At 56.7% G+C, this 16,525-nt stretch carries 12 protein-coding genes; 6 read left to right on the top strand and 6 right to left on the bottom strand.

Annotated features, from left to right (window positions below; all coding sequences use genetic code 11):
- Nucleotides 1-100: 100 nt before the first annotated feature.
- A complete protein-coding gene (locus tag B3041_RS15935) occupies nt 101-1,423 on the top strand; it encodes an MFS transporter (protein WP_065648186.1) in 1,323 nt (440 codons plus the stop codon).
- Between the two features lie 40 nt (nt 1,424-1,463).
- Here the strand turns inward: B3041_RS15935 and B3041_RS15930 are convergent, their stop codons facing one another.
- The 5 genes from B3041_RS15930 to B3041_RS15910 are packed head-to-tail and all read right to left on the bottom strand — an operon-like array spanning nt 1,464 to nt 6,662.
- Complete coding sequence (locus B3041_RS15930; protein ID WP_065648187.1) at nt 1,464-2,426, bottom strand: Csu type fimbrial protein; 963 nt, start codon at nt 2,424-2,426, stop codon at nt 1,464-1,466.
- Entirely contained in the window at nt 2,423-4,852 is a 2,430-nt protein-coding gene (locus tag B3041_RS15925; RefSeq protein WP_065648188.1) for a fimbria/pilus outer membrane usher protein, read from the bottom strand. The genes B3041_RS15930 and B3041_RS15925 overlap by 4 nt, the downstream gene beginning before the upstream one ends.
- Nucleotides 4,852-5,541 (bottom strand): fimbrial biogenesis chaperone, encoded by a 690-nt coding sequence (locus B3041_RS15920; protein WP_065648189.1) that lies wholly within the window; start codon nt 5,539-5,541, stop codon nt 4,852-4,854. The genes B3041_RS15925 and B3041_RS15920 overlap by 1 nt, the downstream gene beginning before the upstream one ends.
- Nucleotides 5,542-5,563: 22 nt before the next feature.
- Nucleotides 5,564-6,040, bottom strand: coding sequence for a Csu type fimbrial protein (locus B3041_RS15915; protein ID WP_065648366.1), 477 nt, complete (start codon nt 6,038-6,040; stop codon nt 5,564-5,566).
- 52 nt (nt 6,041-6,092) lie between these two features.
- On the bottom strand, nt 6,093-6,662 hold the full coding sequence (locus B3041_RS15910) for a spore coat protein U domain-containing protein (protein WP_065648190.1): 570 nt from the start codon (nt 6,660-6,662) through the stop codon (nt 6,093-6,095).
- Between the two features lie 407 nt (nt 6,663-7,069).
- Between B3041_RS15910 and B3041_RS15905 the strand changes: the two genes are divergently transcribed.
- The 3 genes from B3041_RS15905 to B3041_RS15895 all read left to right on the top strand — a co-directional run bounded on the left by B3041_RS15905 (nt 7,070) and on the right by B3041_RS15895 (nt 13,062).
- Entirely contained in the window at nt 7,070-9,157 is a 2,088-nt protein-coding gene (locus B3041_RS15905) for a putative bifunctional diguanylate cyclase/phosphodiesterase (protein WP_065648191.1), read from the top strand.
- Between the two features lie 181 nt (nt 9,158-9,338).
- Complete coding sequence (locus B3041_RS15900; protein WP_292977132.1) at nt 9,339-9,941, top strand: hypothetical protein; 603 nt, start codon at nt 9,339-9,341, stop codon at nt 9,939-9,941.
- A gap of 277 nt (nt 9,942-10,218) precedes the next feature.
- A complete protein-coding gene (locus tag B3041_RS15895; RefSeq protein WP_292977130.1) occupies nt 10,219-13,062 on the top strand; it encodes a sensor domain-containing protein in 2,844 nt (947 codons plus the stop codon).
- 58 nt (nt 13,063-13,120) lie between these two features.
- Here B3041_RS15895 and ftnA read toward each other — a convergent pair whose 3' ends face one another.
- A complete protein-coding gene (gene ftnA, locus B3041_RS15890; RefSeq protein ID WP_065648194.1) occupies nt 13,121-13,630 on the bottom strand; it encodes a non-heme ferritin in 510 nt (169 codons plus the stop codon).
- 417 nt (nt 13,631-14,047) lie between these two features.
- Here ftnA and prfC point away from each other — a divergent pair, with 417 nt between their 5' ends.
- Together prfC and osmY are read left to right on the top strand one after the other, a co-directional pair.
- Nucleotides 14,048-15,637, top strand: coding sequence for a peptide chain release factor 3 (prfC, locus tag B3041_RS15885; protein WP_065648195.1), 1,590 nt, complete (start codon nt 14,048-14,050; stop codon nt 15,635-15,637).
- Between the two features lie 258 nt (nt 15,638-15,895).
- On the top strand, nt 15,896-16,483 hold the full coding sequence (osmY, locus tag B3041_RS15880; RefSeq protein ID WP_065648196.1) for a molecular chaperone OsmY: 588 nt from the start codon (nt 15,896-15,898) through the stop codon (nt 16,481-16,483).
- The last annotated feature ends 42 nt before the right edge of the window (nt 16,484-16,525 follow it).

The raw sequence follows: 16,525 nt of genomic DNA, 5'->3' as shown, positions 1-16,525 counted from the left end.
TGTTACCTTTTGTCAGTCTTTGTAAAGCGCAAGGGTGATTAAGATCACATTTATTCCTGGCTGAGCAGGCTACAACGGGTAAAAAACCAGGAAGGACAGTATGAGCAGCCAGTCATCTTTACAAAAACCTGCGCGCAGCGGGGCGAAAACCATCTTTAGCGTTACCAGCGGTAACTTCCTTGAGATGTATGATTTTATGGTCTTTGGCTACTACGCCACCGCCATCGCTAAAACCTTTTTCCCTGGCGACGATCCCTTTGCCTCGCTGATGCTGACGCTGATGACTTTTGGCGCCGGCTTTCTTATGCGCCCGCTGGGCGCGATCGTGCTGGGTGCTTATATCGATCATCACGGCCGGCGGAAAGGCCTGCTGCTGACGCTGGGGCTGATGGCGATCGGCACGCTGACCATTGCGCTGGTACCGGGTTACGCCACGCTTGGCGCAGCGGCACCGATTTTGATCCTGATCGGACGTCTGCTGCAGGGCTTTTCCGCAGGCGTAGAACTCGGCGGCGTCTCGGTTTACCTCGCAGAAGCGGCGCCCGAAGGGCGTAAGGGGTTCTGGGTCAGCTGGCAGTCAGGAAGTCAGCAGGTCGCGGTGATTTTCGCCGCGCTGCTGGGACTCGCTCTGAACCACCTGCTGGCGAAAGAAGCCGTCACTGAATGGGGCTGGCGTATTCCGTTTGTGGTGGGCTGTATGATTGTGCCGTTTCTGTTCTGGATCCGCCGCATGCTGGAAGAGACCGAAGCGTTCAGCCAGCGCAAAACGCATCCCACTATGCGTCAGATTGTGCGGTCTGTCGGACAGAACTGGGCGCTGGTGCTGGCGGGCATGCTGATGGTGGTCACCACCACCGTTATGTTCTATATGATCACCGCTTTCACGCCGACCTTTGGCAAAACAGTGCTGATGATGAGCGATAAACAGAGCTTCCTGGTCACGCTGTTTGTCGGTCTATCCAATCTGTTCTGGCTGCCGGTGATGGGATCGGTTTCCGATCGGGTCGGCCGGCGGCCGCTGCTGATTATCTTTACCGTGCTGATGATCCTGACGGCCTGGCCGGTGCTGCACTGGCTGACCGGTTCCGCAAGCTTTGCACATCTGGTCGAAGCGGAGCTGTGGCTCTCTTTTCTCTATGCCAGCTACAACGGCGCTATGGTGGTTTACCTGGCGGAGATTATGCCGGCAGAGGTGCGCGCGTCTGGCTTTTCACTGGCCTACAGCCTCGCTACTGCGCTGTTTGGCGGCTTTACGCCAGCCATCTCCAGCTACCTTATTCATGCCACCGGCGATAAAGCGATGCCCGGCGTCTGGCTCTCTTTTGCTGCCGTCTGCGGGCTGGCAGGCACGCTGCTGATTGGCCGGATGGTCAGACAGTACCAGCAGCGCCACGCGGTAACACCCGCCAGCGCCTCACTCTGACGCTTTTCCGGCCGCATCCTGCGGCCGGCTCTTTTCCCCGCTAAAACGCCACGTCCACGATCACATTATCCGTGTAGTTTCCGGCCGCCGGCGTCGCCTGCGTCGTCAGTATCCGGGCCGTATAGGTAAAGTTGCGCGTTACCGTATCGGGATTAAGCGAGGTTGAGGTGCTGCTGCTCCAGCGATCGCTGCCGGATGGCCCCCAGCGGGAGGTCGTGGTTGTCCCTTTATAAATGTCATAGGCCAGCCGGCTGGCACCGTTTGCCATCTGCCGCGCGCTGCCGCTGAAATTATTGCCGTTGCTCAGGCCGACGCTATAGGTGCTCTCTTTAGAGCAGACCACGCTGATGGTCTGCTGAACAGCAGAGAAGCTGCCCGCCAGCGGCGCGCTGCCAAAGTTGAGGTTGGGCGCAGTAATGGTGGTGCAGTCGTTAGTGGCCACCAGGGTCAGAGTCAGCGGCAGGGCGGTGCCGCTGCTGCTCTGTACGGTTCCGACACAGGCTCCCGCCACGTTTAGCCCGGTACAAATGCTGTAGCTGACCGTCAGCGTCAGGGTGGTGGTGTACGTGCCTGCCGCGATAACCTGTCCCGGAACGGTGCGAAAATAGAGCGGAATAGTAAAGTTAAGGCTGTTGCCCAGCGTCAGCAGCGCCGAGGCGTTCCAGCGGTAGCTGTTGCCCTGACGCAGTTCGGTGGCGCAGGCGCTGTCGATACAGAGCTGGATCGGGACATTGTCGCTGCCGCCGGCGCTCGCTTTCAGCGTGGCGCGGGTGCCGTTCAGATAGCTGGCAGTGGTAAACGCATAGGTAATGTAGTCGTTGCCCAGCAGGTTAAGCGTGGCGGAGCCGCAGTTGACATTTGTATTAGTGGACGTGGGGATAACCTGTGATTGCACAGAAAAGGTGGTCTGGCTGCCAAAGCTGGCCGGCGAAGCGGAGAGCGGGCAGAGCGCATAGCTGACGCCAGGCAGCAGCAGCGACAGCATCAACAATAACTTTATCATGGGCGTACTCCTGCTGAGGGCGTCTGAGCCAGCGCACCGTCGCCCGCCTGCGGGGCGGGTAGCGCGCAGATCAGCGGGCCATAGGTTTTCAGCGCTTCCGGTTCGCCGCGCGCAACGCTGAATGTGGTTTCGCACCGCCGGCCATCGGGCGTGACAACCTGCAGCGTATTGCGGGCCTGCAAGTTCTCCAGCCAGACGATGCCATCCCAGCCCACATAACTGCTCTCCTTCCCTGCGCGTAATACCTGGCTGGCAAGTGGCAGCGGCTGGCCGCGTGTGTCCTGCAAAATAACGCTGGCAGCGCGCAGCGGCTCAACCGGAAAATCGAGCAGAAAACCGCTTTTACGCTTCACGGCAATGCGCTGCTCAACCCGGGACGCGGCCACACTGGCAGGCAGATCCAGCGTATCGATATCATATTTTGCACCGTAGTAGCTGCTGACCGCAGGCACCAGCAGATAGCCCTGGCCGTCGGTTTTCCCCATCGCCTGGTTCTCATAGCGTACGGTCACGCCGGGATAGCGGGTTTTCACCAGCACAAAGGCATCGTTGATATCATTAGCAGCAAAGAGGCGGTTATCCATCAGCACCAGCGCACCGGAGAGATCCGCCCATTGCGTGGTGTTGTCATCATCGCCCCAGAAGCCTGCTGACGTATCAATCCGGTTATTGCGATAGCGCAGGCTGCCCTGACGGTAATCGCCGCTGTCGCCCCCCTGACGCGCCCAGGAGGCGTCCCAGGCGATACCGCCATCGGTTGGCATCGCGCGTGAGGCATACAGCCGCTGGTTGCTGCGTCCCTGGCGATCGCGCTCCACGCTGACTGATGCGCTGCTCTGCTCGCCAAACGGGATCACCAGTGAAATCGCCCCGTCCCAGCTACCGAGATCGCGATCGCGGCTGGCAGAAATATAGAGACTGCTGTTGCCCCACAGGTTTTTGCTCCAGGTCAGGTTCCACAGGCGCGTCCGCTCACCGTAGCCGCCATTGATATCGAGATAAGCGAGTCCCAGGCTGCCGTAGTCGCTGAGCGAAAGGCTTGCCGTATACTGTGCGCTGCGGCGCGCAAGTGAATAGCGACTGTCAGCGCTTTCACTGCGGCTGCCGACCAGCGCCAGATTACTGAAAGTTGTATCGCGCAGAATATGCTGAGTGCCGAGACTGAACCAGCTGTTGTTATACTGATATCCCCAGCTGTACTGCGTGCCGCCCTGGCCCTGCGCGTTGCTTTGCGCCACTGCCGCGTTGATCACGCCCAGGCTTCCTGCTTTCAGCAGGCCACCCGCGCCACCCATGACAACCTCATTACTGCCCTCGGCGTGCGACTCCAGCGTCAGCCAGTCGCTGAGACCGTAGCGATAGGAGCCACTCGCCGCGGCAGCACCGTAGTCAGCGCTTTTCACACCATAATTTTGCCGGACAGCTCCGGCGGAAAAGGCGTAATCAGCCAGACCGCGTTTGAGCAGGCTGGCCGACACGTAAAAGGGCAGTGTCGTGGTAACCTGGCGTCCCAGCGCATCGGTGGTGGTGATCACCGCATCCCCGGCACCATTGACAAACGGCACGTTGGTCAGCGACCACGGACCGGGCTGCACTGCTGTTTGCGCACTGCGATAACCGTTGATAAACAGATCGACCGAGGAGGGCACCGCCGCCTGGCCGCTGAAGGCGGGCAGCGGATAGGTTACTAAATCGGGACGCACGCTGAAGTCGCGTGCTATCTGAATCCCGCCCAGCCGCACGCTGTTGCTCCAGCTCAGGGCGTCAGTAATAACATCGCCCAACCGCCAGCTGATCGCTGCGTCTTCATTCTCGTTACTGAACCAGGTGTCGTAACGCAGATAGCCTTCCTGCTGGCCGCTGAGCGATCCATTCAGCTGCTGCGTATAGACGCCGTTAGAGGAGAACTGTCCCGCCGGGCCGAACAGCCGCAACTCATTCCATGAGGAGAGGCGTGAGCCGGCACGGGCAGTGTGGGTCAGATAAAAGTCGTAATTCAGCAGCGCTCCGTTGCTGGCACGTCCCGGAAAACGGGGACGCTGCTCAGACTGCCCGAGCCGCTGCGCCGGCAGCCAGTCCGGCGGCACCGTCAGCAGCAGCCGCTGCCGGGTTTCATCATAGGTGACATCAGCGCCGGGCAGCTGACGGAGATCGACCCGCTCATCCGGCAGCTTTTCTGCCGCCACACCTGCCTGCAGCAAATCGCTGCGGCGCAGCCAGAAATGATCCTGCTGATGTTCCACGGCGACAATATCACCCCGCGCACGCTGATTGATAATCAGCTCCAGCATCAGCTGCTGTCCCTGTGCGCTGCTCTCCAGCGCGGGCGGGGGCGGCAGCGCAGACCAGCTCTCTGCACGCCCGGTCGCTGGCAGGATAATCAGTACGCTGCTCAGCAGCAGATAACGCGAGGGCGCAGGCGTCATCAGCGTGCGGCGGTGCTGCGCCAGGCGCGATTGTTGACATCGGCTGCCAGCTCACCGCGTAAAGGCTGACTGACGGGCCAGCGCTGGCTGCTGTGTGCCAGCACGTAGCCAAACAGGCCGCTGCCCAGGGCTGTTCCGCCGGCGCGAACATTGCTCAGGCGCGCATGACCGCTGCCGCTGTTAGTCAGCTCCAGCCAGCGCCTGCCGCCGCTGCTGACTTCGCGCCAGCTCAGCACCGCTTTTGCGCTGTCGCGCGTCAGGCCGCTGCCGTAGATGAAAAGCGGAACGGAGTAGCGCATCTGAAAATTAAGCCCGGCCTGATTCTCACCAGGTTTACGCGGTGCCGGGATCTCATCCAGAACCACGCGATAGGCGCTCTCCTCACCGGCAGGCGGGGGGGTCTGCTTGATCAGGCGCACCAGCTGTTTTTGCCCCGGCTCCAGCCGTACCATTGGCGGACTGGCGGCCACCTGCTGCTGCGTCTGATACTGCTCCTGACCCTCACGCTGCTGCCAGGCAAAAATGCGCACCTGCATAATCGTACTGCTACTGCCGCGGTTCTCCAGCCAGAGCTCGCTGGCTTTATCTTCAGAGGCTATGGCGGGATCAATGGGCCAGATCATCAGCGAATTGGCTGCCTGGCCTGCAGGAGCCATTAACAGCAAAAACAGCGCACACAGATTTCTCATGGTTCATCCTTTTTTTTCAGCATCACCAGCTCAGGGTGACGGTCAGCGTGTCGGTATAGGTTCCGGCTCGCGCAGCGCCAGGCAACGTCAGCTGACCATAGACAGGCAGCGTAATCGTGTTCGCATTGCTGTAGTTCAGGGCTATAGCGCTGTTGACAGGTATAGGTGCAGTCAGGGCGGCATTGCTGTAGAGCCGATAGGCGACGGTATTGGTGCTGCTGGTATGTTTGAGATTGCGGGTTGAGGTGTAGTTAGCGCCACCATTGATACTCATGCTGACGGCGGTGCCTGGCGTGCAGGCCAGGTTTAACGTCGTGCTCTGCAGGTAGCTTGCGCTGAGATTTCCCGTAGCCACACCTGATTGCGTGCCGAAATTGAGCGTGCCAAACACGCCGGTGTTGCTGCCAGACACCACACAGCCCGCCACAATGGATGCAGCGACCTGAAAGCTTGCCGTGGACAGCGCATGCACCGGCAGGCAGGCGGGCAGCGCTATCAGCCCCGCTACCCGCCAGAAGTGGGTCGTGACCCTCACTGCGCGTACACCGTACTCAGTAATTCACCGCCACGTTTATTGTATCGGTATAGGTACCTGCCGGGATAAGCGGATTAAAGCCGCCGCCAACCACCCGACCATAAATGGCATAGTTGGTGCCCAGGGTTGGATCGGTAGTACCGCTGGCGGCGATGTTGGTGTTGTTCGCTATCGCAGTGGTAAAGGCAGCGTCACTGTAAAGGGTATAGGCGATGCCCTGGGTATTATCAGAACCCAGAATGAGATAGCGTGGCTGGCCGCTGACGGTGCCGTAAACCGTGCCCGGCGCGCCGCTGCTGCTGGTGACCTGTACATTAAAGGTCTGTCCGGTTGTGCAGCGCACATAGATACCGCTGCCGGCTGCGCCCACCAGCGTGGCATTCAGCGTATCAAAGGTGGCTGCGCTGCTGCCAAAGTTCAGGGTACCGAAATTTACGCCGGTTGTGGCCGACTGACCATTGACCAGACACCCGGTGGTCAGCGTGAGCGTGGCGTTGATCGCCCCGGTGGTGGTGGCTGCCAGTGCCGCCACGGACGTCAATCCTGCATACAGGCCGGCGGCCATAAGAAAAAGCTTGGTTTTCATAATCATTCCTTACTGATTATCCGGAGTCGATGCTTTTTCACCTGGCCTGTCAATAAGAAGCGAACCCGTAAGCTACCGTAGAAAAAGAAAATTCAGGCAATCCTTTGTGCTGCCTCAATACTAATCCTGAGGCTGCTTTATGATTTACATCAGTTTTATTTACTATAGTTCAGGCTGGTAGTACGTCTAATATCTGATACGCTTTTTTTACTCATTCTTTTCTCCGGCATGCCGATAATGCAGTCATAACAGTGGCTGGCGCTGGTGCCTGTTAGCCTGCTGTCATCTGGCGCGGGAAGAGGGCTGGATTGCTGCCTCGTTCAGGAAGGACGATAGCGGTTCAAAAGCTGCAGGGATGCCGTTTGCACGACTTTATAGCTGGAAACAGCGTTAATCCGGACTTCCCTATGCTCGTGACGTCATACGATTCATTTACGGTTATCGTTTCAATTATTGTGGCCATGCTGGCCTCATTTACTGCGCTGGATATGGCCGGCCGGGTAGCCTCCTCGTCAGGTCGCGTCGCGCTCATCTGGCTGCTGGGCGGCGGTTTTGCCATGGGCGTAGGCATTTGGGCGATGCACTTTATCGGCATGCTCTCCATGAACCTCGATATGGAGATGAGCTACGATCCCGTACTCACTGCAGCATCGATGCTGGTCGCTATTCTGGCTTCAATTTTTGCCCTGCGGCTGGTTTGCGTGGGAGAGCTGCCGTGGCAGCGGCTGGCAGGCGGAGCGCTGGTCCTGGGGTCGGGTGTGGTAGCCATGCACTATACCGGCATGGCAGCGCTGATGTTTATGCCGGGTATTATCTGGAACCGGGGCTGGATCGCAATTTCTGTGCTGATTGCGCTGCTCGCGTCAGGGGCCGCGCTCTGGCTGGCCTTTCACCTGCGCCACAGCTATGGCCGGGTAACGCTGTTGCGTTTTGGCGCCTCTATTGTCATGGGGTGTGCCATTGCCGGCATGCACTACACCGGTATGGCCGCGGCCGGTTTTCCGGCGAGCAGCCACGTCACACACCACGGGGTAAACAGCGACTGGCTGGCGATGATTGTTACCGTCGTGACGCTGGCGATACTCGGCATTACGCTGCTGGTGTCTATGCTGGATGCGCGTATGCAGGCGCGCACGTCGATCCTGGCGCGTTCGCTGGCAGAGGCGAACCGTGAACTGGCTCAGCTGGCGCTGCATGACAATCTGACCCGGCTGCCCAATCGCATTTTGCTGGAGGATCGGCTCGATCAGGCTATCAGTAAAGCCAATCGTGAGAAGTCGCAGTTTGCACTGATGTTTATGGATCTTGATGGTTTTAAAGCCATTAACGATGCTTTTGGGCATCATACCGGTGACAAGCTGCTGGTCAGCGTGACGGAACGCATGATGGGTCAGATGCAGGGGCACTATACGCTGGCGCGAATGGGCGGAGATGAGTTTGTGCTGCTGCTGGAGATTGACGATCCTAACGACGCCGCCTCGGTGGCAGATATGCTGGTTAAGGCCGTCGATCGGCCATTCGCCATATCCCGTTATGAATTAATGGTCTCTTTAAGTCTCGGGATTGCTGTTTATCCCGGCGACGGCAGAGATGAGCGTGAGCTGATGTTTAACGCCGATGCGGCGATGTACCACACCAAACACAATGGTCGCAACGGGTACACCTTCTTCCAGCCCTCAATGAATATTCTGGCGCAGTCGCAGCTGCAGCTTAACAACGATCTCTGGCATGCGCTGGAGAATAATGAACTGCGGCTGTTTTACCAGCCGAAATATTGCGCGCCCGGCGGGCCGATTCTCGGGTTTGAAGCGCTGCTGCGCTGGCAGCACCCGCAGCGTGGACTGCTCACGCCTGATATGTTCCTGCCGGGGGCGGAAAAAACCGGGTTGATCATCAATATAGGCAACTGGGTGATCAACGAAGCGTGTCGCCAGCTGCACTGCTGGCATCAGGAGGGGCATATCAACTGGTCAGTTGCGGTTAACCTTTCTGCGCTGCAGTTTGAACAGTGCAGCCTGATTACCACCGTAACGCAGGCGCTGAAAACGCATCAGATCCCGCCAGAGCAGCTGACGCTGGAGGTGACTGAGACCACGGCGATGCGCGATCCGGAAGAGAGCGTGCGTATCCTGACTGAACTTACCAGCATGGGCGTAAAGGCGTCGATTGACGACTTCGGGACCGGCTACTCCAGCCTGCTCTATCTGAAGCGGCTGCCCGCCAGTGAACTGAAGATCGATCGCGCATTCGTGAACGAGCTGCAGGCACATTCTGAGGATGCCACTATTGTGGCCGCTATTGTCGCGCTGGCGCAGTCGCTGGATCTCAAAGTGGTGGCTGAAGGGGTGGAGACGCCCGATCAGCAGGCTTTTCTGACCAGCCTCGGCTGCGACACGCTGCAGGGCTACCTGCTCGGCAGGCCGCTGCCACCTGAACGTGTGAATGAGCTACCCGATTTTGTGAGCGTGCGGTGTGAGCTGGATAAAACGGCCTGAATGCACATCCGCAACGCTCTTTCCGGATCGGGATCGCCATCACAAACCGGTAAAACCGGAACGAAAAATTTGGCTTAAGTTACTAAGCGCTTAATTAACAGAGACTTTTTCAGATATTGCCACATTGCATTGCCGCCTGAACTTGCCACAATTAATTAACATTATTTGTCGGAGCACGTTCATGGCGTCCTGTTCTTCCAGCCTGCTGTTATCGATGTCGTTTGCTGCCGGCACTTTTTCAGCAGGCGCCTCTTTTAACCCGCAGTATCTTCGTCTGTCTCACGCCAGCGGCGGCGTGCCGAACAGCCCGCTGCCGCTGATTATCTGGCCGCGCGTGGTGCCGGATGAAACTGAGGATAGCGCACGCTGGTTTGAAACGACTTTCACCGCCAGCGGCTGGCCTGCCGCATGGCGTGCACCGGTATTTCCTTATACGCACTATCACCCGAACACCCATGAAGTGCTGGGTGTCGGGGCGGGCTGGGCAGAGATTCTGCTGGGCGGCGACAGCGGCCGTATGGTGGTGCTGCGTGAAGGCGATGCGGTACTGATCCCGGCTGGCGTCGGACATAAACAGGTTTACGCATCAGAAGACTTTTTCATGGTGGGAGCCTATCCGGAAGGAATGACGCCTGAGACGATACGCGATGAGCCCTCGCGGCTGCGTGCGGCCAGAGAGCAAATTCAGCGCGTGCCAATGCCCCCGCGCGACCCGCTTACCGGCGGCAACGGGATGATGACCGATTTGTGGCTGCCGGTAATGCAGCAGCTGGCAGCCCGCTAGACCAGCGACAGCGTATTTCCTCTCTCTCCATGCCGGCTTTTCCGGCATGCTGTTTTTCTGCACACCCCTGTACGGCTGACCTGCCATAAATAGCAGGTAGCCACAGTGAATAATGCATTTCTCTGAACGTTTTCTCGCCACTGCCGATAACACCACTACCAGATTTCGTCTGAAATCGATTAGCGCTTGTCAGCGCTGCACTTTTGCGTTTAAGTCTGAAATAATTAAGAATCTTCTGAAAAGCCGATGCTGTATCAGGCCAGAACAGGCACAAAATATGAACAATAACTCTGACGTCATGTATCGGTTGCTGGTACAGAGCGTCGTAGATTACGCCATTTACATGCTCAAACCTGACGGTACCGTTACTAACTGGAATCCCGGTGCCCAGCGCGCCAAAGGGTATACGCCAGAAGAGATCGTGGGTAAAAATTTTGCGCTGTTTTATAGCGAAGAGGATCGTAAAAACGGCGCGCCGCAGCGCGGTCTCTCTGTTGCCGCCACCGTGGGTAAATTTGAAACCGAAGGCTGGCGCTATCGCAAAGATGGCAGCGCGTTCTGGGCACACGTCGTGATCGACGCCATCCGGGATGAGCAGGGTGAGTTACTGGGCTTTGCCAAAATTACCCGCGACTGTACGCAGCAGCAGACGCAGCAGCGCAGGCAGCGTGAACAGGAGCAGCGCTTTCGTTTGCTGGTAGAGGGCGTGACCGATTATGCGATTTATATGCTGGACCTGGAGGGTAACGTTGAAAACTGGAATGCCGGCGCTCAGCGGACAAAAGGTTACGTGGCGGAGGAGATTGTCGGACAACACTTTTCCCGTTTTTACAGCGCGCAGGATCGTCTGAAGCATATTCCGGAAAAGAATCTGGCGACCGCGTTTAAAACCGGACGTTTTGAGGACGAGGGGTGGCGCTACCGCAAAGATGGTTCCGCGTTCTGGGCGCACGTTATCATCGACGCAATTCGTGACGATGCCGGCAAACTGATTGGCTATGCGAAAATTACGCGCGACTGCACTGAACAGCAGGCGCTGCTGCGCCAGCAGCGCGAACATGAAAAAACGTTTCGGCTGCTGGTGGAAGGCGTCACCGATTACGCTATCTACATGCTGGACCTGAAAGGGCGGGTTGTTAACTGGAACGCCGGGGCGCAGCGCGCTAAAGGATACCGCGCAGATGAGATTGTGGGACAGCACTTTTCACTCTTTTACAGCGCGCACGATCGCCAGCTCCATCTGCCGGATGCAAACCTGGGCATTGCGTTAAAAACCGGGCGATTCGAGGACGAGGGATGGCGCTACCGAAAGGATGGATCGGCCTTCTGGGCGCATGTGGTTATTGACGCAATTCATGATGAGAATGGACACCTGATCGGGTTTGCCAAAATCACGCGCGATGTCACTGAGCGACGTGAAAATGAGCAGCAACTTCTGCGCGCGCGCGATCTGGCGCAGGCGCAGAGTATCAAAATGTCCGAGCTGTCGACCTTTCTCGACACCATCATCAGCAACATTCCCTCCTGCGTGATCGTGGAGGATGCCATCAGCCGCGAAATTCTGATGGTTAACGCTAAGGCCGAGCAGCTGTTTGGGCTGAGCCGTTCGCTGCTCATGCATAAGCGTCCGCATGAGTGCATGTCTGCCGAACTGAGCGACTACTTTAATAGTCTGGCAGATATTGCGCTGCGCAGTGAAGGCATTCACGCCCGCGAGCAGCTGCTGCTGACCGCCAGCGGTGAGCGGGTACTGCATACCCGCGCCACCACCATCACCGGCAAAGATATGCGGCAAAATTATGTCATGCTGATTGTTGAAGATGTGACCGACCAGCGTGAAGCGGATGCACGTATTCATCACATGGCGCATCATGACAACCTGACCAGCCTGCCTAACCGGATTCTGTTCCGGCAAAAACTCAGCGAAGCGCTGCGTAACGGTACGGCACAGAACCAGATCAGCGCCACGCTTTGTCTCGACCTCGACAATTTTAAAAATGTGAATGATGCGCTGGGTCACCAGATTGGTGACGATCTGCTGCGCGTGGTGGCTAAGCGGCTGCGCAGCGTACTGCGTGAGCGTGATACGCTGGCACGCATCGGCGGCGATGAATTTGCTATTGTGCTGCCCGATATCCATAACGCCGGCGAAGCGGCCATAGTGGCCCGGCGTCTGATCGAGGCGATCCAGCCGCCAATGAATGTCGAAGGGCATAACCTTGCCGTGGGCCTGAGCGTGGGCATCGCGCTGACGACCCAGGCCATCAACACACCGGAACATATGCTGCGCTGCGCCGATATGGCGCTCTATGAAGCGAAGCGCAACGGCCGTAACCGCTATGAACACTTTACGGCAGAGATGGACGATCAGGCACGCAGCCGGCGTATCATTGAAAACGATCTGCGCGACGCCATTACCGGGCGGCAGCTCCGGCTCTACTATCAGCCTATTACCAGTCAGAACGGCATTATCGGTTATGAAGCGCTGATGCGCTGGCATCATCCGGTAAAAGGATTGATTATGCCGGTCGATTTTATCCCGATAGCTGAAGAGACCGGGCTTATTCATATGCTGGGTGCCTATGCGCTGTATGAGGCGTGTCGTGAGGCGCAGAGCTGGAACACTGAACAGTCCGTTTCGGTAAACCTCTCACCGCTGCAGTTTAAAAACAGCTCGCTGGTATCGGTAGTCGAAGGCGCGCTGCAGGAGTCCGGGCTGGCACCGCATCGTCTGGAAATGGAGATCACGGAGTCGGTCCTGCTGGATGATACGCTGGGCAATATCCGTACGCTGCAGAATCTTAAAGCGCTGGGCGTACAGATTGCGCTGGATGATTTTGGCACCGGTTACTCTTCGCTGAGCTATCTGCGCTCTTTCCCGTTCGATAAGATCAAAATCGATAAGTCCTTTATCAACGACATGGCCGACAGCCGCGAAGCGCTGGCGATTATCCGGGCAATAACCGGCATGAGTCGCAGTCTGGATATTCAGATCACCGCAGAAGGCGTGGAAAACAATGAGCAGTTTGTAAAGCTACAAGAAGAGGGCTGTACGCTGTTTCAGGGCTATCTGTTTGGCCGCCCGCAGCCTTCAGAGCTGCGGCTGAAAGCGCTGGAATAAGCCCATAAAAAAACGCCCGGCAAAACCGGGCGCTGCTGCTTGCTGTATGTCATCTTTTTTATGACTGACCGTGACCTTCGACGTTCATGCGGCCCAGATCTTTGTCCACCAGGAACAGACCTTCACCTTTATTACCCACCAGCGCCAGCTTATCCAGTACGGTTTTAAACAATTTCTCTTCTTCATGCTGCTCAGCAACATACCACTGCAGGAAATTAAACGTGGAGTAGTCCTGCGATGTCAGCGCGGTGTGCACCAGTTCGTTGATTTTCTTTGTGATCAGCTGCTCATGCTTCAGCGCTTCGCTCAGCACATCGCTCAGTGAATTCCAGCTGATGGCCGGTGCCGCTATGCTTCCCAGCACCGGCATTGAACCCGCGTCGCTGACGTAATCGAACAGGCGCTGCATATGCTCCATCTCTTCACGCGAATGCATTTTCAGGAAAGAGGCGGCCCCTTCGAATCCTTTATCGCTGCACCAGGCACTCATCTGCAGATAGAGGTTGGCAGAAAAGAATTCCAGATTGAGCTGGTCGTTCAGGCGAGAGGTCATTTCAGCAGTTAGCATCGCTGCGTCCTTATTAAGCAGTCAGAAAAATTACGGTGAATTATGCAGCAATGTCAGCTTTTTTGTGAAGGGTTTTTTGCACTAAATTTTAATTTATGCCATTGAATATAAATGGAATTATTCAACATGCTGAATGCGACGGATTCGCATTGTGAACTGATTGCCATTCGCCCCGGAACCTCCGGGCACAGCCGGGGCTGCCCGGTACAGTCGTGATTTCCCCGCCTGCTGAAATATTGTATGCTATGCCGCCTCAACGCTGACCGGATAACCGGAGCACCGCCAGCGCAGCCGCGAACAGGCTGCTGTGCAGTGACGCCGCGGCGTTGCCACTGGCACTGTTACCCACCGGACAGGTTCCGGAACGATTTATCTGCCGCGCGTTACAGACGCGCCGCCCTGAAGAAGAACGCACTCATGTCTAATGCTCCCTTTTTAGAAGAAGTGGCGCGCCGCCGTACCTTTGCGATCATCTCGCATCCGGACGCCGGTAAAACCACAATCACCGAAAAAGTCCTGCTGTTCGGACAGGCTATCCAGACCGCCGGTACCGTTAAAGGTCGCGGCTCCAGCCAGCATGCTAAATCAGACTGGATGGAAATGGAGAAGCAGCGTGGTATTTCAATCACCACCTCGGTCATGCAGTTTCCCTATCGTGAAAGCCTGGTCAACCTGCTGGATACGCCGGGACATGAAGACTTCTCGGAAGATACCTATCGCACGCTGACGGCGGTTGACTGCTGTCTGATGGTTATCGATGCGGCGAAAGGGGTCGAGGATCGTACCCGTAAGCTGATGGAAGTGACCCGCCTGCGCGATACGCCTATCATCACCTTTATGAACAAGCTGGACCGCGACATCCGCGATCCGATGGAGCTGCTGGATGAGGTCGAAAGCGAGCTGAAGATCGCCTGCGCGCCCATCACCTGGCCAATCGGCTGCGGCAAGCTGTTTAAAGGGGTTTACCACCTTTATAAAGATGAAACCTATCTCTATCAGAGCGGTAAAGGCCATACCATTCAGGACGTGCGCATTGTAAAAGGACTGGCTAATCCCGATCTCGATGCGGCGGTAGGCGAAGAGCTGGCACAGCAGCTGCGTGATGAGCTGGAGCTGGTGCAGGGCGCCTCACACGAATTTGAGCAGTCGCTGTTTCTGAACGGCGAACTGACGCCGGTGTTCTTCGGGACTGCGCTGGGTAACTTTGGGGTCGATCACATGCTGGATGGCCTGGTCTCCTGGGCGCCTGCGCCGATGCCGCGCAAAACGGACTCCCGCATCGTGGAAGCCCGCGAAGAGAAGTTCAGTGGTTTTGTCTTCAAAATTCAGGCGAATATGGATCCCAAACACCGCGACCGCGTGGCGTTCATGCGTGTAGTATCGGGCCGTTATGAAAAGGGCATGAAACTGCGGCAGGTGCGTACCGGGAAAGATGTGGTGATTTCCGATGCGCTGACCTTTATGGCCGGCGATCGCTCGCATGTTGAAGAGGCGTTCCCCGGCGATATCATTGGTCTGCATAACCACGGTACTATTCAGATCGGTGACACCTTTACTCAGGGTGAGACGATGAAGTTCACCGGCATTCCGAACTTTGCGCCAGAGCTGTTCCGCCGCATCCGCCTGCGCGATCCGCTCAAGCAGAAGCAGCTGCTGAAAGGCCTGGTTCAGCTCTCTGAAGAGGGCGCGGTGCAGGTGTTCCGCCCGGTCCATAACAACGATCTGATTGTAGGTGCCGTCGGCGTGCTGCAGTTTGACGTGGTGGTAGCCCGCCTCAAGAGCGAATATAACGTTGAAGCTATCTATGAAGCGATCAACGTTTCCACCGCCCGCTGGGTCGAGTGCAGCGACGCGAAGAAGTTTGATGACTTCCAGCGTAAAAATGAAGTTAACCTGGCGCTGGATGGGGGAGATAACCTCACCTATATTGCGCCCACGATGGTTAACCTGAATATTACACAGGAACGCTATCCTGATGTGATATTCCGTAAAACCCGCGAACACTGATTCCCCTCTTATTATCAGGACCAGTCATTACTGGTCCTGTTTTTTTGGTTACAGACTCCTCTTAATTACGCTGCAATCCTGACTTTCTGGCGAGATATCAACCACAAAAGCCAGCAAAAGCTGTAATCCCTACTATGATTGTTCTGTCGGACGAAAAAACAGGCCTGCGAGTCTGGTTACGTCCATCTAAGCAACGGCGCCGTTAGCTGTTGTGCATTCGCGCTTGCGGGTGAATTAACTGATAGAAGGATCATATCGATGAATAAGACTAAGATTGCCAAGACCCTGATTGCTGCACTGGCCGGTACGGCGCTGTTAAGCGGTGCGGCATTCGCTGCTGATACCAGCTCGACGGGTTCCAAAATCGATAGTTCTATGAAAAAAGTCGATGGTTTTATGGATGACAGCGGCATTACAGCTAAAGCCAAAGCGGCACTGGTTGATGATGACGCAATTAAAAGCACGGATATCTCCGTCAAAACGCAGCAGGGTGTGGTGACATTAAGCGGTTTTGTTGCCTCGCAGGATCAGGCTGAAAAGGCTGTCGCCCTGGTGCAGAAAGTTGAAGGAGTGAAATCCGTCAGTGACAAACTACACGTCAGAGACAATAAAGAAGGCTCGCTGAAAGGTTATGCCGGTGATGCCGCCACAACCAGCGAAATTAAAGCTAAGCTGTTAGCAGACGACATCGTTCCATCGCGCAATGTGAAGGTGGAAACCACCGATGGCGTGGTTCAGCTGTCAGGAGAAGTGGCGAATCAGGCACAGTCTGAGCGTGCTGAGAAGATCGCAAAAGCCATTGAAGGCGTGAAAAGCGTGAAGAATGACCTCAAGGTGAAATCTTAACGCAGACGGAACGGCATCATTCCGATGCTGTTCCGTATTACA

Origin of the sequence: Pantoea sp. UBA4549 (assembly GCF_002387285.1) — a bacterium.
Lineage (GTDB): Bacteria > Pseudomonadota > Gammaproteobacteria > Enterobacterales > Enterobacteriaceae > Pantoea > Pantoea borealis.
Note: the sequence above shows the minus strand (reverse complement) of the source record. Positions and strands in the feature narration are given on the sequence as shown.